This window comes from Mesorhizobium sp. M0058 (assembly GCF_040323095.1).
GTDB lineage: Bacteria > Pseudomonadota > Alphaproteobacteria > Rhizobiales > Rhizobiaceae > Mesorhizobium.
Genome location: NZ_JAMYUQ010000012.1, coordinates 236,139 through 254,732 on the forward strand (window position 1 = coordinate 236,139; position 18,594 = coordinate 254,732).

17 protein-coding genes, 1 tRNA gene and 1 pseudogene are annotated in these 18,594 nt (G+C 59.9%); 11 read left to right on the top strand and 8 right to left on the bottom strand.

Annotated features, from left to right (window positions below):
* Positions 1–133 precede the first annotated feature (133 nt).
* Together NKJ75_RS22170 and NKJ75_RS22175 are read left to right on the top strand one after the other, a co-directional pair.
* The gene (locus tag NKJ75_RS22170) at positions 134–3,418 is read left to right on the top strand and encodes an adenylate/guanylate cyclase domain-containing protein (protein ID WP_023745925.1); all 3,285 of its coding nucleotides are present in this window, start codon (positions 134–136) and stop codon (positions 3,416–3,418) included.
* A 19-nt stretch (positions 3,419–3,437) separates the two neighbouring features.
* The gene (locus NKJ75_RS22175) at positions 3,438–4,118 is read left to right on the top strand and encodes a redoxin domain-containing protein (RefSeq protein ID WP_023672127.1); all 681 of its coding nucleotides are present in this window, start codon (positions 3,438–3,440) and stop codon (positions 4,116–4,118) included.
* Between the two features lie 20 nt (positions 4,119–4,138).
* On the opposite strand, the gene NKJ75_RS22180 is transcribed toward NKJ75_RS22175, so the two are convergent.
* Positions 4,139–6,361: an SAM-dependent methyltransferase gene (locus NKJ75_RS22180; RefSeq protein ID WP_352500201.1), complete on the bottom strand. Its 2,223-nt coding sequence runs from the start codon at positions 6,359–6,361 to the stop codon at positions 4,139–4,141.
* A gap of 258 nt (positions 6,362–6,619) precedes the next feature.
* Here NKJ75_RS22180 and NKJ75_RS22185 point away from each other — a divergent pair, with 258 nt between their 5' ends.
* From NKJ75_RS22185 to NKJ75_RS22195, 3 genes are all read left to right on the top strand, one after another.
* On the top strand, positions 6,620–6,946 hold the full coding sequence (locus tag NKJ75_RS22185; RefSeq protein WP_023745927.1) for a hypothetical protein: 327 nt from the start codon (positions 6,620–6,622) through the stop codon (positions 6,944–6,946).
* Between the two features lie 73 nt (positions 6,947–7,019).
* The gene (locus NKJ75_RS22190) at positions 7,020–7,676 is read left to right on the top strand and encodes a hypothetical protein (protein WP_023745928.1); all 657 of its coding nucleotides are present in this window, start codon (positions 7,020–7,022) and stop codon (positions 7,674–7,676) included.
* 13 nt (positions 7,677–7,689) lie between these two features.
* A complete protein-coding gene (locus tag NKJ75_RS22195) occupies positions 7,690–7,899 on the top strand; it encodes a hypothetical protein (RefSeq protein ID WP_023745929.1) in 210 nt (69 codons plus the stop codon).
* On the opposite strand, the gene NKJ75_RS22200 is transcribed toward NKJ75_RS22195, so the two are convergent.
* Both NKJ75_RS22200 and NKJ75_RS22205 read right to left on the bottom strand, forming a co-directional pair.
* On the bottom strand, positions 7,892–9,016 hold the full coding sequence (locus NKJ75_RS22200) for an acyltransferase family protein (protein ID WP_023745930.1): 1,125 nt from the start codon (positions 9,014–9,016) through the stop codon (positions 7,892–7,894). The two genes, NKJ75_RS22195 and NKJ75_RS22200, sit on opposite strands and share 8 nt — an antisense overlap.
* Before the next feature lie 273 nt (positions 9,017–9,289).
* Positions 9,290–9,619, bottom strand: coding sequence for a hypothetical protein (locus NKJ75_RS22205; protein ID WP_023745931.1), 330 nt, complete (start codon positions 9,617–9,619; stop codon positions 9,290–9,292).
* 128 nt (positions 9,620–9,747) lie between these two features.
* Between NKJ75_RS22205 and NKJ75_RS22210 the strand changes: the two genes are divergently transcribed.
* The gene (locus NKJ75_RS22210) at positions 9,748–10,344 is read left to right on the top strand and encodes a Stf0 family sulfotransferase (protein WP_023745932.1); all 597 of its coding nucleotides are present in this window, start codon (positions 9,748–9,750) and stop codon (positions 10,342–10,344) included.
* A gap of 118 nt (positions 10,345–10,462) precedes the next feature.
* Positions 10,463–10,660: a hypothetical protein gene (locus NKJ75_RS22215; RefSeq protein ID WP_245265825.1), complete on the top strand. Its 198-nt coding sequence runs from the start codon at positions 10,463–10,465 to the stop codon at positions 10,658–10,660.
* Positions 10,661–11,121: 461 nt separating this feature from the next.
* On the opposite strand, the gene NKJ75_RS22220 is transcribed toward NKJ75_RS22215, so the two are convergent.
* From NKJ75_RS22220 to NKJ75_RS22240, 5 genes and pseudogenes are all read right to left on the bottom strand, one after another.
* Positions 11,122–11,376, bottom strand: a complete 255-nt coding sequence (locus NKJ75_RS22220) for a DUF768 domain-containing protein (protein WP_245265826.1) — start codon at positions 11,374–11,376, stop codon at positions 11,122–11,124.
* A gap of 349 nt (positions 11,377–11,725) precedes the next feature.
* Positions 11,726–12,582 (bottom strand): annotated as a pseudogene (locus NKJ75_RS22225) (ATP-dependent DNA ligase).
* A gap of 196 nt (positions 12,583–12,778) precedes the next feature.
* Positions 12,779–13,300, bottom strand: a complete 522-nt coding sequence (locus tag NKJ75_RS22230; protein ID WP_352500202.1) for a MerR family transcriptional regulator — start codon at positions 13,298–13,300, stop codon at positions 12,779–12,781.
* Positions 13,301–13,590: 290 nt separating this feature from the next.
* Positions 13,591–15,312: an ATP-dependent nuclease gene (locus NKJ75_RS22235; RefSeq protein WP_352500203.1), complete on the bottom strand. Its 1,722-nt coding sequence runs from the start codon at positions 15,310–15,312 to the stop codon at positions 13,591–13,593.
* A 280-nt stretch (positions 15,313–15,592) separates the two neighbouring features.
* Positions 15,593–15,667, bottom strand: a tRNA-Gly gene (locus tag NKJ75_RS22240).
* Positions 15,668–15,885: 218 nt separating this feature from the next.
* On the opposite strand from NKJ75_RS22240, the gene NKJ75_RS22245 reads away from it, so the two are divergent.
* From NKJ75_RS22245 to NKJ75_RS22260, 4 genes are all read left to right on the top strand, one after another.
* Positions 15,886–16,383: a prolyl-tRNA synthetase associated domain-containing protein gene (locus NKJ75_RS22245; RefSeq protein WP_023710270.1), complete on the top strand. Its 498-nt coding sequence runs from the start codon at positions 15,886–15,888 to the stop codon at positions 16,381–16,383.
* An 80-nt stretch (positions 16,384–16,463) separates the two neighbouring features.
* On the top strand, positions 16,464–17,471 hold the full coding sequence (trxA, locus tag NKJ75_RS22250) for a thioredoxin (protein ID WP_023745938.1): 1,008 nt from the start codon (positions 16,464–16,466) through the stop codon (positions 17,469–17,471).
* Between the two features lie 110 nt (positions 17,472–17,581).
* Positions 17,582–18,253, top strand: a complete 672-nt coding sequence (locus NKJ75_RS22255) for an LON peptidase substrate-binding domain-containing protein (protein ID WP_023745939.1) — start codon at positions 17,582–17,584, stop codon at positions 18,251–18,253.
* Positions 18,254–18,283: 30 nt separating this feature from the next.
* Entirely contained in the window at positions 18,284–18,526 is a 243-nt protein-coding gene (locus NKJ75_RS22260; RefSeq protein WP_023672122.1) for a Trm112 family protein, read from the top strand.
* Positions 18,527–18,594 lie beyond the last annotated feature (68 nt).

Consider the following 18,594-nt stretch of genomic DNA (forward strand, 5'->3'; position numbering starts at 1 on the left):
CATCCTTGTGAATACCCCGGCCGTGACGAGCGTGGCGAGATCACGCGTCATGGCCCAAGGTCAAAGAGATAGAGCATGATGTCGTCCGAAAACCGCTTCACACTCTTCGGCATCATGCTCTGGTGAGGTGTCCATGAACTGCTCGGGCTGCGGTTTCGAGATCGAGGGCGGTTACGCCTTCTGTCCGAAGTGTGGCCGCCGCCAGCCCGTGCCATGCGCCAGTTGCGGCTACGCCTGCGCACCTGATTTCGAATTCTGTCCTAAATGTGGGGCAAGCGTCGGTGCGTCCGCAAAAGCTGCCGAACGGCCTGCTCCGACACCAAGCCGCACCATTGCGCAGCCCTCTCGAGCTCCGTCGCCGAACATCGAAAGCGAAGAGGGGCCGCATTCCGTCTCCGACGCCGATCGACGAACGGTAACGGTGCTGTTCGCCGATCTCTGCGGCTTCACGACACTCAGCGAGCAGCTCGACCCCGAGGTCATGCAGGCGCTGCAGAACGAACTGTTCAAGGAATTGACGGCGGCCGTGCAAGGCTTTGGTGGTTTCGTCGACAAATTCATCGGCGACGCTCTGCTCGCCTTGTTCGGTGCGCCGGTCGCGCATGAGGACGATCCGGAACGTGCGCTTCGAGCCGCTCTCGACATGATCGCCCGGACGGCGCGGCTCGGTGAAAGCACCCGCCACTCCGGCTCGCCGCTGCTGCTCCACATAGGCATAAACACGGGTCCGGTCGTTACTGGCGGATTGGGCATCGGCACCGCCAAATCTTATTCGGTGACCGGCGACACGGTGAATACGGCGCAACGCCTGCAATCGCTGGCTGCACCGGGTGAGGTGCTGGTGGGCGAACTCACGCACAGGCTGACCCGGCATGCCTTCTCGTACGAGTCGCTGGGCGATGTCGTGTTTCGCGGCAAGGCTGGCAGTGTGCTCGTCCACCGACTGGATGCACCGCTTGCGGCGCCGCGTGCAGCGCGCGGGCTCGAGGCGCTCGGCCTCAGTGCGCCCATAATAGGTCGTGATGCGGAGCTCAACAGAATGCTGGCGAGCCTTGACTTGGCGTGCGGCGGCTCGGCCCAGCTTGTCCGCATCGTCGGCGAAGCCGGTATCGGGAAGTCGCGGTTGGTGAAGGAGTTCGTCGCCCGCGTCGGCGACGAGGATCGTTTTCGCAACGTCGCCGTGCGGCAGGCCACGTGCTCACCGCTGGGTGAACAATCATTTGGCGCCTTGGGTGCAGTGGTGCGCAGCGCTGCCGGGATGATGCAAAACGACAATGGGGACGAAATGCGGGGCAAGCTCGCAGCCTTGCTTGCCGATCTCGGCCTGCAGGGCGAGGAGGCGAAGCGGCTGATGCCTTTGCTCTACCATGTGCTTGGCCTCGGCGACCCCCATGCCACCTTGCAGCATGTCGAGCCCGAGCAGCTGCGGCGGCAAATTCTCTACGCGGTCCGCACAATCATGGAATGGCGGCTTGCGTTGTCGCCGCTGTTGATTGTCGTCGAAGACCTGCACTGGGCCGACTCCGTCTCGCTCGAGGCACTGCGTTTCGTGATGGACAGACTGGAACGCACGCGGCTGATGTTGCTGGTCACGCATCGTCCGGCGTCGGACAACGACCAACTCGACTCAAGTCGGGTCAGCCACACAGCGCTCAGGCTTTCGCCGCTCGACAGCGATGACGGACGCCGCCTGGTGGCGGCGCTTTTCGGCGATAACTGGGTAAACGCCGCAAGAGGGCTTCTCGACCAGATCCTCGAGCGCGCGGGCGGCAACCCGCTTTTCTTGGAGGAGATCGTTCGCGGCCTTATCGATCGCGGTGTATTGGTGCGCGAGGGCCAGCAATGGCGGACCGTGGCAGGCGAAGTCGCAACCGGCATCCCCGCCACGATCCAGGCAATGTTGCTTGCTCGCGTCGACCGGCTGCCGCAAGGGGTGCGCCGGTTGGCCCAGGAAGCCGCGGTAATCGGCCCGCGCTTCGATGCCACGCTTCTGAAAGCCGTGGCAGCCGACCCCGGCCGACTGGAAGCGGGCTGCGAACTGCTTTGCGATGCGGAAATCATCGAGGAAGTTGCCGGATCAGGCTCGGTCTCGTCGCAAAGCTACCGCTTTACACAAACATTGCTGCAGGACGTGATCTACCAGAATCTGCTCCTGCAACGCCGGACCGACATCCACGGCCGGGTAGGTGCCGCCCTGGAGCAACTGTGCGGCGACAAGCCGGAACGGTTCGAGGATCTGGCCGTGCTCGGTCACCATTTCGCTCAGAGCGCCGAGCGGGAGAGGGGCGCGCATTACCTGCAGGCGGCGGGAGATCGCGCTCGCATGATATACGCCAATGACGACGCCCTTCGTTTCTACGAGCGAGCACTGACTGCGTTGGGCGCGATCGGGCAAACACCGCTCAAACTGGCAATTGCAGAGCGCATTGCCGATTTGAGCGGCCCGGCAGGCCGCCGCGAGATTGCACACCGCCACTACGAGGCGGTGCTGCAGGCCTATCGCGAGTCAGCCGATCGTGTCGCGGCGGCGCGCGTTTTGCGCAAGATCGGTCGGCTGTTTTGGGACGTGGGCAAGCGGGACGACGCGGAATCGCGCTACGCTGAAGCGGCAGCGCTCCTCGATGGAGCGGATGCCCCGATCGAGCAGGCGCATCTCTGGCAAGAACGTGGCCGACAGGCGTTCCGCAGCGGAGATCACACTCTCGCGGCAAAATGGGCAGACGCGGCGCTGGATTGCGTACGCTCTCTGACAACGGAACATGTCTCCGATGATGCCACCCTCGTGACCGCCGAGGCACTTAATACCAAGGCTGTTGCGCTGGCTCGCCTTGGGCGAAACCATGAAGCCGTGCGTGAGGTTGAGCGCAGCATTGAATTGGCCGAAGCCGCCGGTCTGCTGGGCGCGGCCTGCCGCGGCTACACCAATCTCGGGGTGCTCTACACGACCATCGATCCGGCGAAGGCGATGGAGGTCTGTCGGCGCGGTCTTGAAGTGGCGCGCCGTATTGGCGATTTGGGTTTCCAGGCGCGCCTCCTCGCCAATCTGGCGGTAGCTTGTTGTACTTTCACGGATCGCTGTCCAACGGAGGGCGTGCCTGCTGCCGAGAAGGCCATCGAGATTGACCGGGCGCTCGACCAGCGCGAGCACCTGCCAGTGCCGTTGATCGTGCTTGGGCAGATCCACCAGTGCAACGGCCATCCGGAACTGGCGATCGGCTTGTTCCACGAAGCACTGGAGGTAGCCCGCGAAACGGGCGAGCCCCAACTTCTGTTTCCGTGCTATGATGGACTCGCAACGCTTAATCTCGACCTCGACAATCTGGCCGAGGCCGAACGCTTCTTTTCCCTGGCGCAGGGTATATGCGCCCAGCACGGGCTCGACCCGGAAGCGCTTGTGGTGCTGCCTTTTCTCGACTAGCCGGGATAGGGGGTTGGACATGTCCGCGCCTAGTGGATTGATACCGCTTCAACCGGGCGACCGGGCGCCGAACCTGATACTCGACGCCATTACCCAGGAAGGCAAGATTGCGCTTGACGACTTTCGCGGGCAAAAACCGGTGCTGGTCGGCCTGTTTCGAGGTCTGCATTGTGCGTTTTGCCGGCGCCACATCGCCGCTCAGGCGCGTCTCGATCCGGAGCTGCGCGAAAAGGGCGTGGAGAGCCTGACGGTGGTCAACACGCCGATCGAACGGGCGCGGCTCTATTTCCGCTACCATCCAATGCCGAACCTGCTTGCGGCGTCGGACCCGGAACGCGCTTCACATCGTGCTTTTGGACTGCCCAATCTCGAATTCACCGAGAACGAGACGAACTGGCCGTACAAGGTCGCGATGGCAGCGGCACAGGACATGCGGGTCGACATACCTGGCGAATTGCCCGGTCCCATGGATCCGATGACAGCCGCCGCAATCCTCGACAAGAAGGACCACTACGAACTGACCGAAGCCGACGAGCAGATGATGGCCACGGGACACGGACAACTGGTTGGTCAGTTCCTGCTGGACCGGCAGGGGATCGTCCGCTGGAGCTTCACGGAGGTCCCGGAGGGTGGGCGATACATGTTTGGCGCCCCAAACCCGAAGGAGCTGATGTCAGCCGTGTCGCAAGTCGCCCAATAATGAACTGACAAGTTCACCGTTTATCCGAGCACGGCCTCGACAGTGGCGACAAAGTCATCGAGCGAGCGGTCGCCGCGAATCTCGATGCGCGGAAGGTCGATGAGATCGCTATGGAGGTCCGCCGGCCCGTGCCTGCGGCCGAAGCCTACTCGATAGCCGCACTCCCTAGCCAGCCGGCCAAGCCGTCGGTCGGTGACGGAGAAGGGGGCCGCGAACGCCCTGGTTGGCCGGCCGGTCCAGCGTTCGATGAACAGACGAGAGCGCAGGAGCTCGGCGGCCAGGTCAGCGCTCGACAGACCATCTATGGCGCGATGCGTCGCCATGTGGCTGCCGAAGAAGGCGCCTTCGGCAGCGAGGCGTCGCACCGTCCCGGCGCCCATAAGCGGCGTCGGCGGACCGATGTCGGTGTCCCACTTTGCACTTTCGCCCACCAGGTCCGTCACCAGGAACACTTCCGCGTTCAGGTCGTTGGCGCGCAAGATCGGCCAGGCATGGTCGGCGAAGTTCTGGAAGCCGTCATCGAAGGTGATGAGCACCGGGCGGCCGACGAAAGGCTGACGGTTGGCGATGGATGCTTCCAGCTGCTCGGAGCCAATGGCGTGAAAGCCATTGGCGCGCAGCCATCCCATCTGGCTGGCGAATGCGGCGGGCGTGAGCCGAAAGCGAGCGAGCGCGGCCGGACCTTCATCGGCAACGCCGTGATACATGAGGACAGGGATATGCTGGCGCTGCTCGTTACGTGCGACGTCGCGGCGCAAGGCTCGCGCCCCACCCCAGACGATATTTCGCGCGACGCCGATTTCGATGGGCGCGCGGATCGGCACATGATCGATCACCGGGTCCGTCGCCACATCGCCCGGCGATAGGCGGCGGAAGCGGTCTATGCGGTAGAGCTCGGTCTGGATCGATTGCTCGAGCACCAGGCCTTCGGTCGCTGCCAGCGTCTCGGAGATCGCCTGGGCACCGAATGTGTTCCAGTCGAAGCCCGTCTTTTCGACATTGTCACGCAGCACGAATGCGTGTGCGCTGATGAAACTACCGCCAGGCGCCAACGCCTCGGCAAATTTCTTGGCGATGCGCCGCAACTCGGCGAGATCGTCCAGATAGTAGAGCACCTCCGAACAGAAGATCAGATCCATCTCACCCGGCAGCGTGTCGGCAGCGAAATCGAGTACGCCGAACTCGACATTCGCCTGATTGTTGCATCGGGCGCGGGCTCGCTCGATGGCTATGGCGGAGATGTCGGTTGCGGTCAGATGGCCCACGCGCGGCGCCAGCTGCCGCGTGAAATGGCCCTCCGCACAGGCCAGCTCAAGCGCCCGGCCGATGGGACCGGCAGGCAGGATCTCGATCTGCCGCTCATATTTTTCCTGCTCATAGAGCGAGCTGTAGTTCCAGGGATCCTCGGTCGCGAAATAGCTGTTCCAGAACGCCGTGCGATCCTTGTCGTGCTTGTCCGCGACCCGTGCGCGGCGCGGCGTAACAGGCTCTGACGGTTCAGCGCTCGACCGAACCAGGTCATGCGCCTGTGCGGCCAATTGCGCGAGTTTGCCGAAGTGGCTGTCCTGATCGGGCTCGCTTCCCGCCATGGCAAACGATACCTCGGCTGCAGGCGTGTTTGACGTGGTCGCGCCGGCGCCCTTTTGCGGTCCAGGCGATCCTCCCGCAAGCCGCTCAGCAGGCACTACATCCAGGATCAATTCAATCCAATGATCGCTCGTCACCGTCCCGAGTGCACCGAACTGCACGACAGCCTCGATCCGGCCATCCAGCATCAGATGGGCATAGATCTGATCGATGCCTTCCGGCAGTTCGGTCGCGGTCGGATTGCGAGCGTCGACGCGAATTCCGAGCGTTCGCGCCAGCCTGCGCGGCGTGGCAAGATCGTCGGGTTCGAGAAGCATTTGCTCAAGCTGGTACTGGACGCGGCGAGCCGCTGCGGGATTGTCCCAGTCCTTGCCGAGTTCGATGATCAATGCGGTGGTTGCGCTGCCGAAGCTGTCCCACCGGGCAGCCAGTTGCCCCGGCACCGAAAGGCTTCCTGCCACAAGGCCATCGAAGATTACCTTGGCAATCTCATGCGCCCACTTGCGTCCCGCCGGGAGTGCGCGCAGGGGCTGCGGGTCGATCAAGCGCGAGCCTGAGCCGCATTCGGACGCGGCGTTCCGCAACGCCAGCCAAGCAAGCGCTTCGGATGCGGTGCCGCCGTTCGCCGAACTGGAAACCAAGGGATTATGCGCCACGCCGTACTACCCGCGCCTGGTTTTGAGGGAGAACAAGTGTCCCGCAACGCGCTTACATCGCCGGTCTGGAAAAAGCAAAAGGCGCCCCGAAAGGCGCCTCTTCATCGCTTGATTCCCCCTGAAGGAAACTGGAGCGGGTGAAGCGATTCGAACGCTCGACCCCAACCTTGGCAACCCTTGATTCTACGACACTTCTCGTCACAACCCGTAACCTATTCAGCCAGAAAATGATTGTCCAAAGCCGATAGGGGCATTTGCATGAATGAAGTCGAGGATGAATTTGACGATGATGAGGCTGTGCGCGCCGAGATAATCCGACGCGTTCGGGTGGAGGGCGTCAAGGTCGCATACGAGAGCGCGCTGGAGATTTGCCGCGACAAAACACAGACGGCCGTTGCAAGGGCGTCGTCGCAACGGACTCTCCTTCAAATTGGGGGTATGCTCGACCGAGCGGACCGCAACGCGGGCGTCGTGAAAGATCCGGCAGAGATGGATGGCACCGAATTGGAGAAAGCCACCCAGGACCTCATGCGCAGACAGCGCCGCCCAGCGGCAGTTAAGCCAGCCGGCGGCGCCTTCGATTAGTCACTACTCGACAGGCGCGCTCCACTCAACCGGGCAGGCGATCCTGCTTAAGAACACCGACAACATCGCCGCCATGACCGTGGGTGGGGTCAACGTCGCCCCGCTCCTTTTTTTGGATTCGACAGACAACACCTGGGTGGCGGCTGGTGGGAAATCGAAGGCGGTTTTCTTTGGCAATTCGGACTTTGAGAAACAACTTGCGATTCTATCGACCGACAACGCCGTCAACAATTTCGAATTCTCCGGCGCCGTCGCCGGGCAGTCGCCGCTGTTGTGGATGAAGGGTTCAGATACCGATGTCGGGTCCAGCTTCGGCACAAAGGGAGTCGGCGTCCATTCGTTCTATACGAACGGCGCCAGCTTCGCCAAACAGGTTGAAATCGGCCATGTCGCTTCGCCGACAAGCTTCCTTTCGCTCAAGGGAGCAGCGGCGGCCGGGCATCCGATCATCCAGCCGAGCGGCACGGAAACCAATCCCAGCATCATCGTGCAGGGCAAAGGCACGGGCGGTGTGAAGATCAATGATGGCGCGGCCGCCACCAAGTTCGAGGTCAACACCACCGGCATCGGCTTCTTCGGCACTGCGCCTGCCGCACGGGGCGCTGTCGCCCTACCCACCGGCACAATCCAGCGCACCACCTACGCAACCTCGACCGTGACGCTGGCTCAGCTTGCCGGCGTCGTGATGGCCATGATCGCCGATGATCGTGCCATGGGCCTACGCAGCTAAGGAGACGACAAGAATGGTTACGCTGAACTTCACCGACACCGATCTAATTCTACTCGAACTAGCTCTCCAGGAACTACCTGAAAAGGCACGCAACGCGCTTGGGACAAGGATCAATCAGCAGATCATCGCCCAGCGGGAGGCCCTTGCCAAGGCGGCCGAAGATGAGCCCAAGAGCCCCGAGAAACGAGAAGGGCGAGAACGGACTGCCTCGCGAGCTAGATGACCGGCCTCGCAGCGACAACGCGGCGATCCGCCCAGGCGTCAACTTTTCGACGCAGATAGCGATTTGACGGCATCTCGATGTACCTGTTCAGCGCTACTGAACCGACCAAGACAATGCAGAGGTAGGCCGGCACATCCGACGGGGTTGCAAAGCCAATAGCCATTGCCTTGTCCTGCACCATGAGGTGTAGGAGATATATCGCGAAAGATGCCTCGCCCAGAATGATCAGAGGGCGTACCGAGAGCGCCTGTGAAAGGCGGCCTCGCCCGATTGCCAGCACGAAAATTAGCGGAGTGAAAAAGACCGCACCCATGGCATTCTGCATCCACAGTGCAGGGATTCCACCAACATGAAGGAAGTTCGCGATCGACCCAGCGATCTGCTCGTTCCGCAAAAAGTAGGCTCCTGCAAACAGGAGGCACAGAACCTCCCATACTGTGGCGGCGCGCGGTCCAATTTGCCACTCGCGCGATATAAACATTCGACAGGCGAGTATGCCTGCTGCAAAAAGCACGAAAAACGATCCCGGATGCATCCTGACAATCCCAGCGGCGGTCGTTCCAGGCAGGTCCAATGGTGCACTAAGTACTGGCACTGCAAATGCCCAAGACAAGGTCAACGTTGTAACTAGCAATGTAATTGCCACAATCCAGCGACTGGACATGATCGTTAGGAGTGGGAAAGTCAGATAAAAAAACAACTCCAAAGACAGTGTCCAAGCGACGGGGTTCCCATTAAACGAATATGTGTAATCTCCAAACCAAGCCTGCAAGAGAAACACCGAGGCCCAGAGTTTGTGAATGTCATGGAATGGGTTTGAGGCGTCGTAGACTAGCAGATAGAAAAGCCCGAGCATTGCGATGTGTAGCGGCCAGATACGGGCCACGCGGTATGCGACTATCTTGATCGCATGATCAAACCCATCGATCCGCCGGTATGTGTACGCGAGGATGAACCCTGAGAGCACAAAGAACAGGTTCACTCCGATGCCAAACATCAATCCGGTGTCTTGGGGCCCGGGCAGCCCCCAGTTATTATGAAGATGAAAAACAACGATCGCCGCAGCGGCGAAAAAGCGCATCGCCGTAAGCGGCGCCAGATTTTGCCGCTGTTCCATTCTATAAACCCCCCCCCCCCCGGTCAAATAATCGATATTTAGACCGCCAAAGCCACAAGTATCGTTATTTAGCTCATTCTAATGTATAGCATGGATTCCTTTCAAGTCAGGAAGCATGCTGCACCTGCTCAGAACGGATCGATACATGTGCGTATGTTGCCGAATTGCACCGGAAAACCTAGGCTCACCTTCCCAATTGGTTTTGAGGCTAACGAGAAGCTCCAAGTCGGCAGGCCGGATTTAGCTTGACGGCTTCTCACTTGGCTGCGCCGCTCATTCCATTGGATGAACTGCGCCTTGTTGCCCGTGATCATCTCGATCGATTTCAGCAGTGGCATGGACGTCAAGAAGCGCGCGGTATTGCTCGTAGTGGTACGCCAGGAGCACGAGAAGCGTGATCTTGATCTGCGGCTTGCACCGGTTGCAGTCAAACTTCAGCTTCTGCGGGTCGACGCCGCCGCCGTAGACCATCATGAGATCGGCGGATCGGCAGTAGCGGACGTTGCCGCAGCTGCATTCGGCTTTCACAAGCATGTTGTGCCGGGTCGCCTTGCCCAGCGTGTCGATCGGATCGTGCGCCATAGCGGACAAAATGAGGAACATATTCCTGTCAAGTCAAGACGGATGGAGCTATTTACTTCGCCAAGGGCCGGCAGGACGACTGACGACGGTTTTGCAACCCTGAAGTGGCAAGGTGGACTCGGCGGTGATACCGTAGTTATTTGTCGTCCATGCTGATCAGCCCGCCCACAGGTTGGAAACCTCCCGGCAGGACGCTTATCATTGCGACCTTGCAGCGATCCGGTAGCACGCTTCTTAGCGAAAAGATGCGCAGCACGGGGGTGCTGGGAGATCCGAAAGAATACTTCAACCGAGAAGAGAAGACCCCGACGGTTGAGCGTTGCACCCGTATTGCCGCCAGCGCCACGCCAAACGGAGTAGCAGCTACCAAACTGTTCCCGTCCCATTTCTATGAGCTAAGCAGGGATATCAGGCTTACGGAGTGGTTTCCTGACCCGGGGTGGATATACCTTGAAAGGCGCGATCGGCTCGGCCAGGCAATTTCCTGGGCAAAAGCATCGCAGGATGGTGCTTGGACCAGCAAGACTGCTGCCGTGAAGAAGGCCGAGTACTCGGCGTATGGCATCGACTTCGCCCTTGCCCAGATTGCCATCGGCACCGGTCGCTGGAATTCGTTTTTTGCTAGGGCCGGGATCGAACCACTCCGCCTGTTCTACGAAGACAGCTTGACGATTTCGACAGCGTTAGCCCGCACATCGGCCTTCTGGCGGGGTTGGATGCTCCCGTGCCTCGTGGGGGCAAGCTGAGTCTCAGACGGCAGCGAAACGAGCAAAGCGATGAATGGCGGCGGCGGTTTCTTGCCGAGTGCGACCCGGATGACTTCGACAGGCCGATTGTGCGGCTTCGTAAGCGCAGAAGGTCCAAATGGATATTCTGGAGGAAATGGTTCCGCGGCTAGAGCATTTCACCCGTGCGACGCCGCGTTACCTCCAAAACCAATTCAAATACGCTTTCGACCTCGCCGTTGATTTCGTCGGCAGGGATGCCGGCCTTCTCGGCTGCGGTCATCCGTTGATCTGCCAGGTCGCTGGCAGCGATCGGATCTCCCCCGCGCCACAATAGGCAGTTGCTCGGCAACCCACTTGTCGAGAAACCTTACGCCACTGTGTGCTCACTTTGTTCGGCGCTCGGGCGCGCATTAACCACCTCCAAAGATGTGATGCACCCTAAAGATCGCGCTAGGCGTTGTGCAGATATGGAAAATCATCAACACAGATTTTACTGCCACATGGAAGCCAAGGGAACCTGGGGTGTTTGGGACTGCCTCGCCAATAGGCCTGCCAGGCTAGGAGGTGGTGAACTCCGCGGATGCACTGCTCAAAGGGCAGAAGCCGCAGAGCACGTCCTCACCAGGATTTACAAAAGCGGACTTGATGCAGTCGCCCTCCGGATCGCTGGAATTGTCCGTTAGCCATCAGTGCGGGCCGAGCGCGGCAAGGGTCAGGGACATAACTAGGGCGAGCACGATAAGCGTTGTGAGAACCCCGACGACAATCCAAAACCGTTTCGATTTCGGCATGGTGTCACCCGCCCTCGCCGCCGCCAGCGCGGTTCTTCATCGCCTCAAGGATGACCTCGAATAGGCTGCCAACCTCTTCGCTGACCTCGTCGGAACTGATGCCCTCACGGTCGGCCGCCTTCATTGCCTGGTCGGCAAGATCGCTGATCGCCACGGGATCATCCATGTCGTCAATCAAGACGTTGGGCAGGTGCTCTGCCATCCATTTGTCGAGAAAATTGACGCCGCGTGTGCTCATAGCGGCATAAGGTCGAATCACGCGGTTAGGTTCCGGTAGGAAGCCCGTTGAGCAATCCCCATCAATTGAGGAATAAGGCGGGGTTCATTGGACTCGGCCGCGAACTTCAATCGCCGAGACAGCCTTCAAAGCAATTTCGTGAGCCAGACCGACCAGGCAATCGATCTCGTACATGGCATCGATGTGCCCGCGATCACGGACTGACCGTCGCAAGAGGTGCAGCGCGTCTCGCGTTTCACACAAAGTGGTTCGAAGGGAAAGTGGCATGTTGAGCCCGCCTTATTAGGCTCAACAACCTCGCGCACTGTCTGTTCCGTACAATCGCGCTTAAATTGCAATCAGGATGATCTGGCCAGCAGCGACTTTGCGACTATTCTTCCTCCCGGAAATCTTGCAACGAAGCGTGTCGCAAATCTTCCTCACCCCGCAAGTGCTTCACGCGGCCGATAAGCCCGGGCTTAACCCACTGCGTCGCCGGCCGCTTCATCCCCTTCGGCGCCGGCCCGGCGTGCTCCTGCACGCGCTTCCACAGCCGCTCCCGGATTGCGCCGCGGGAGTTGATGAACGCTGAGCCGACATACTGGCCGGTCTCCCGGTCGGCCATCAGCGCAAAGGCCGGCTTGCCGGGTCCCGCTCGACACCGAGCAAATCGTATTCTTCCACCATGTAGCTTTTGACCTTCAGCCAGGCAGTCGACCGGCCGCTGCGGTATTTGCTGTCGCGGCGCTTCGAAACCATGCCCTCGATGCCGGCTTCGTCGATCAGATGGAAGATGGCTTTGGCATCGCCAGGCAGCGCCTGGCTGAACTGAATGCGGTCATCAGGCAGGATGATGCCTTCAAGAACTTCGCGTCGGTCTTCGAGATCCATGTCCCGCAGATCGTGACCGTTAAGGTGAAGCAGATCGAAGGCGACGAAATACAGGTCGTGCTGGCGGCGGGTAATGGCCGTGCGCAGGGCTTGGTAGTCCGACAAGCCGGCTTCGTTGAGCACGACAATCTCGCCATCGATGATGGCATTCTCAACCCCGAGCCGTTTCGCTGCTCCGGCCAGATCGCTGTATTTCGCCGTCCAGTTGTGGCCGTTGCGCGTGAAGATGCGCACGTCGTGATCGATGATGACCTGGCTGCGGTAGCCGTCGAACTCGACCTCGTGAATCCATTCGTCGCCTTCGGGAGGCTTCTCGACAAGGGTCGGCAGCAAAGGCTCGACGAATTTTAAACGCATGAACTCACCCGCAACCCGGTGATTCAATTAGCTTGCGCTGAAATGGTTCGAAACCTTTGCGCGATGGAAAATGAAACGGTCGAGTGTGACCGTCGGCCTCGGCATAGCGGGGCCGAAGTCGATGGGCTCAAGGCAGAATCCAAGTGGTAACGGCGCGATCGGAACCCAGATAACGAACAAGCGGAGCGTCAGTTAGCTATCGCCTGGTAGCCCTCGGAGATGGACCGGTTGCATATTCGAGTTCGTAGTGGCCGAGCTCAAACCGCTTTCGTTTGGAAGGGCTGATCTCGTTTTTGACACTTCGAGATGCCCCTTCAATATCAAGAACAAACGCAAATGCCAGTTGCCCCTTGTTTGTAATCTCGGTCAGGGTTCCGTTGGCGTTGTGGTAGAATATCTCTAGCCCGTCGGTCGAGACGAAGGAAAGGGGCGACTTTTTGTCGGCCATACTCCACATATTACTTTCGCGCAGAAGCTGAATGGCAGGTTTAATGCGTCGGATCTCGATCCCCGACAGAGAAAAGTTATTAAGTAGACGCGCAATGACCAAATCTCGATACGAATAATAACGGACGACACCCCTTCGGCCAACTGTCGCATGGGAGGCTGTGAGGTAGTTTTCCCGCGCCAGATAGTTGACCATATGGAGGCTTAGCCCCGAGATCGCCGCTACCTCTCGGGCCGTGAATCCGTTGAGGACTTTACGGGGCGTGGGCACCTGTGAAAAACCTTGTTAACAAAATTGAAGTTATAGCTTACTTCAATTATACTGATTTGCAAAGGATACCCCTTCGGTACTGGCGACTACACCCACTGATCTGTTGACAACCTCGCTGGAGAAAAGCGCGCCGGAAGAACTGGCACGGCAGCGTACAATCGCAGCCTTGGCGGCATTACGAAGCGATGATCTCGAGCGCGTAGTGGTCATGGTCGTAGCGCTAGCGAACGAACGGCGATAGTGTCTCGCTTGTTTGGCGGCCTGAAGCAAGCATCGTTCATATGTGCGGTTCAGCTCTTGAGCGCACTTTCAAGCAAATCACGCAAGTCGTCTGCCATTTGGCCTGATAAGACTGCTGGAACAATCAATGAGTAGCTCTGCCCCGTCTTCAGGCCTGCCTTGTGCGCCACCTTTCGTATCGCGTTTCGCAGATCTTTTCCGAGAACCACATACTGTTTTCCGTGCTCGGCGGCCTCGACTTCAACCTCAGAGTCGCCGAATTGCGGTAGATTGCCCTTTTTGTTAAACTTGTTTGCAGCGTCGTTGCGCTTGCGTCGACGTGTTTCTAGCGCAACGTTATTTGCCGCAGCTTCCGCGACTGCATCTTCAAGTAACTGCCGGGCGGTTTCTTCCGAGATGCCGAAGTGCGAAGCGATCGCCGATTCATTGGTCCAGTACGCCTCCATGTCGGAATACTTGGTGAACCAGACGACATGGCCCTTGTCGGAATAGGGGCCGCCAAGAGCGGCTAACTCTCCGGGCATTAAGAAGTCACGATCGCGATGTATAACAACCTTAAGACTACCAGCGGTGATCTCAATAAAATCCTTGATGACCTCTGCTTCCGGCACTTTTCCTGATCCGCGCACAGGCCAAACGGCCACCGCACGGTCCAGATGGGGCCATTGAGACAAAATTGTCCTTATCATCCCGGCATCTTCATCCTCGGTCAGCATAAGGATCTTCCGATCCAATAGACCCCAGCCCATTAGCCGCCGGCCTTCGGTGTCGCCGCCATCCTGCACCTTCCCTTCCTTCATCCAAATGACCCGCGCATCGCTTGGAAGGGCACGAACCACTGATGGGCTATGGGTCGTCAGAACAACTTGTGTGTCCGTCCTCTGAGAAGCTGCCACCAATACTGGTACGAGCCGCTCTTGAGCTGTGGGATGCAGATGGGCGTCAGGCTCATCCACCAGCAACAGCGCCGGTCGAAAGTAAAGCAGATAGGCAAATATCTGGATGACCTGTAGAAAGCCAACACCGGCGAGTTCAAGTGGCCTCCATTTCTTTTCCGACGCTTGCATGTCAGCCGTTGTAAAGCGAGCCGAGATGTTTGAGTCCCTTTCGTCCAAGAACGTCACATCGAGCGAGAGTTTCCCCATTACTTGCGATACATACTCTTCAAGCAGCATCAGGCCATTCTTGCCGTCTATTGCGGTGCCTTTTAGGAGGAGGAGGACGTTGCGTAAGACCGTATTTGCGTCGCCAGCTGCTGCCAAGCGTTGAACGATTGCTCGACTTCGCTTTTCTTCGCTGAGAGGAATGCCGGCCAAGCCGGGGATGTATGCACTAAATTCCCGAGAAGGGTCTCGAAGGTTGCTGATGAACGCATTGCCGCTGGGGATATGGACCAGGATACCCGCGTTACGAGCTGACTTGATCCAAAGCTCTGCCGTCACCTCAGAGCCATCATCCATGATAGCTACTACGCCCATATCAAGCTGGGGCGTACCTGTCTTATTCCCGTACTCCGACGAGTGACCAGCATTTCGGTAGTCGGGGGATGGCATATATGTGGCATTTTTTTCGGAAAGCGTGACCCCGTCTGACGACTTTGACCGAGCCTCAATCCGACGGTTCCTCCCCGACTGAAACATCCAGTGCATGGCCTGCAGCACGGAGCTTTTGCCGGAGCCATTCGCACCAACAATGACATTGAAGTCTAGAAGATTGACCTTCGTCGAACTGATGGCTTTGAAATTGCCGATGTCGATGGATTTGATTCTCACTTATTGCGCCTCCGCCCCAATCGGTAAGGATAGAGCGAGTGGCGATCAATCAGTCAACTGCAGCCCAGCATTCATGGTAAAGTTGTGACCGTTTGGATTGAATATACTGCGCGTCCGGCAACACACTAATCCCCACTGCGCCGGATCCGCGAAAAACTGGTAACCCGCATGTAACCCTGGTATTCCAAGCCGCTTGCCACAAGCGCGATTCAGTCGGCCCTAAAAACGAAAAAGCCGCGGCGAACCGCGGCTTTTCGATGCCTGATTTCCCGGAGGAAACTGGAGCGGGTGAAGCGATTCGAACGCTCGACCCCAACCTTGGCAAGGTTGTGCTCTACCCCTGAGCTACACCCGCTCACACGGCCCTCGGGGCCGCAAGCCGGGCCTATATGGCTGAAGAGCGCGGCGATTGCAACAAGGAAATGACGGGCTTTTTAGCCGCGCCAAATTCGCCTGGCCGAACCTTGTCGGCCACGCGGGTGGTTCATCGACTTCCCGCATGACGGTCTTGTCTCGGCGGCATCATTGGCCGTAAACGGCTTTGCCGCGCGCCGATACAGGGGAAGACCACCAATGCCGAAGACCGAAGCCGAGCTTTTCGCCTTTCTTGCCGATCTCGGCATATCAGTGTCGACCGTGCGCCATCCGCCGCTCTATACGGTGGCCGATTCGCAGTCGCTGCGCGGCGAGATACCGGGCGGGCACACGAAAAATCTGTTTCTCAAGGACAAGAAGGACAATTTCTTCCTGGTCAGCGTCGGCGAGGAGGCGGTGGTCGACCTGAAGCAGATCCACACGATCATCGGCGCCGCCGGCCGGGTGTCGTTCGGCAAGCCGGAGATGCTGATGGAGCTGCTCGGTGTCATTCCGGGCGCGGTCACCGTGTTCGGGCTGATCAACGACACCGAAAGACGGGTCAAGGTGGTGCTCGACCAGGATTTGATGGCACATGCGACAGTCAACGCGCATCCGCTGACCAATGAGGCGACGACGTCGATCGCGTCCGCCGACCTCATCAGATTCGTCGAGGCAACCGGACATGATGCTGCTATCTTGAAAGTCTCGGCTTGATCGCCACATGGATGGCGAAAACTGACCTCTAGTTAAGGACGTCGCGCTGCTCCGCTGGGCGCGACCGGAAGGGCGACGAGATGAGCGACAACAACAATCCGTTTGGCGGCCAATTCGGCGGCAATTCGGGCCAATACACCACTTCCGTGCGATATGGCGGCGCCGAGCCGGCCAAGTCGGCACTTGGCCCGACACCCGGCGCAGCACCTGCCGCTGGTGAGCTGATCAAGGACACCACGACCGCCACTTTCGCCGCCGACGTCATCCAGGAATCGCGCAAACAGCCGGTACTGGTCGATTTCTGGGCGCCGTGGTGCGGGCCCTGCAAGCAGCTCACGCCGCTTCTGGAAAAGGCGATCAAGGCCGCCGGCGGCAAGGTCAAGCTGGTCAAGATGAACATTGACGATCATCCCTCGATCGCCGGCCAGCTCGGCATCCAATCGATCCCGGCGGTCATCGCCTTCAAGGACGGCCAGCCTGTCGACGGCTTCATGGGCGCCATCCCCGAGAGCCAGATTGCCGAGTTCATCACCAAGGTCGGCGGCAAGGGCAATGGCGCGCCGCCCGTCGCCGAAGCACTGGCCGCGGCGGCGGAAGCGCATGCGGCGGGCGATGCGCAGACCGCAGCCGACATTTACGACGCCATCCTGGCGCAGGCGCCGGAGACGATCGAGGCGATTGCCGGGCTGGGCGAGCTTCTGTTCGAGGACGGCGACAGCGACGGCGCCGAGGCGCTGCTGGCAACGGCGCCGGAGGCCAAGAAGAATGCGCCGGCACTTGCCGCGCTGCGTGCCAAGATGACGCTGGCTGCGGAAGCGGCAGCACTTGGCAATCCAGCTGAATTCGAGCAGCGACTGGCCGCCAATCCCGGCGACCACCAGGCGCGTTTCGACCTCGCCATGATCCAGAACGCCAAGGGCGAGCGCCATGCGGCGGCCGACAATCTTCTGGCGATTATAAAAGCCGACCGGACGTGGAACGAGGACGGCGCCAGGGCGCAGCTGCTGAAACTGTTCGAGGCCTGGGGCATGACCGACGAGGCGACGCTGGCGGCACGGCGCAAATTGTCGTCGCTGCTGTTTTCCTGAGCCGTTTGCCGGCCAAATTGCCGGGGCGTGGCTGTCGGGCCTTGCGGTCGGCGGCCGCCGCGCCAGATTAGGCCGATAACATCGCGCGCGAGCGGGTCGGAGGAGTGAAGGTGCAGGTCGGAAACGCATTTTACCGGGTCGGCAAGGATCTGCCGGCAACCATTCCGGTGTTTCCGCTTGCCGGCGCGCTGCTGCTGCCGGGCGGGCGCATGCCGCTCAACATTTTCGAGCCGCGCTATCTGCAGATGGTGGATGAGGCGATCGCCGGCGCGCGGCTGATCGGCATCGTCCAGCCCAGCCTCAATGGCGCGTTGCGCGCCGACGGCGAGCCGGAACTGTGCAATGTCGGCTGCGCCGGGCGCATCATCTCGATGGCCGAGAGCGGCGACGGCCGATATCTGATTTCGCTGCAGGGCGTCTGCCGTTTCCGCATCACCAGCGAATTGCCGGTGAAGACGCCGTTCCGGCAATGCAAGCTGGCGCCGTTCCTCACCGATCTCACCGAAGACCAGGCGGCAAGCGAGATCGACCGGCCGGCGCTGTTGAAAGCGTTTCGCGCCTATCTGCAGGCCAACGATCTCGAAGCCGATTGGGAAAGCGTCAGCCGCGCCGAGAATACCATGCTGGTCAATGCGCTGTCGATGATGTCGCCCTACGGACCGGCCGAGAAACAGGCGCTGCTGGAGGCGCCCGACCTGAAAGCCCGCGCGGAGACGCTGATCGCGATCACCGAAATGGCGCTGGCGCGCGAGAATGAGGACTTTGGTTCCAGCCTGCAATAAGGGCTGAGCCGATGGCTGAAGGGGGATCCAATGGCTGCGGATGGGCGTGACGGCAAGTCGGTCAATGTCGATCCAAAATTGCTGGAGCTGCTGGCCTGCCCGCTGACCAAGGGGCCGCTGGCCTGGGACCCGGTGCGCGGCGAGTTGATCTCGCGGCTTGCCAAGCTCGCTTATCCCGTGCGCGACGGCATCCCGATCATGCTGCCCTCGGAGGCGCGGACTATTTCGGCGGAAGACGTGCTGTCGCCGCCGCGATTGGGTGGGCCGGGCTGAAGGGCCAGGGGTGGTTCAAACGGACCTCAGCCTAAGAAGCCATTCTGTTGGCGATCCTTGCGCCCCCC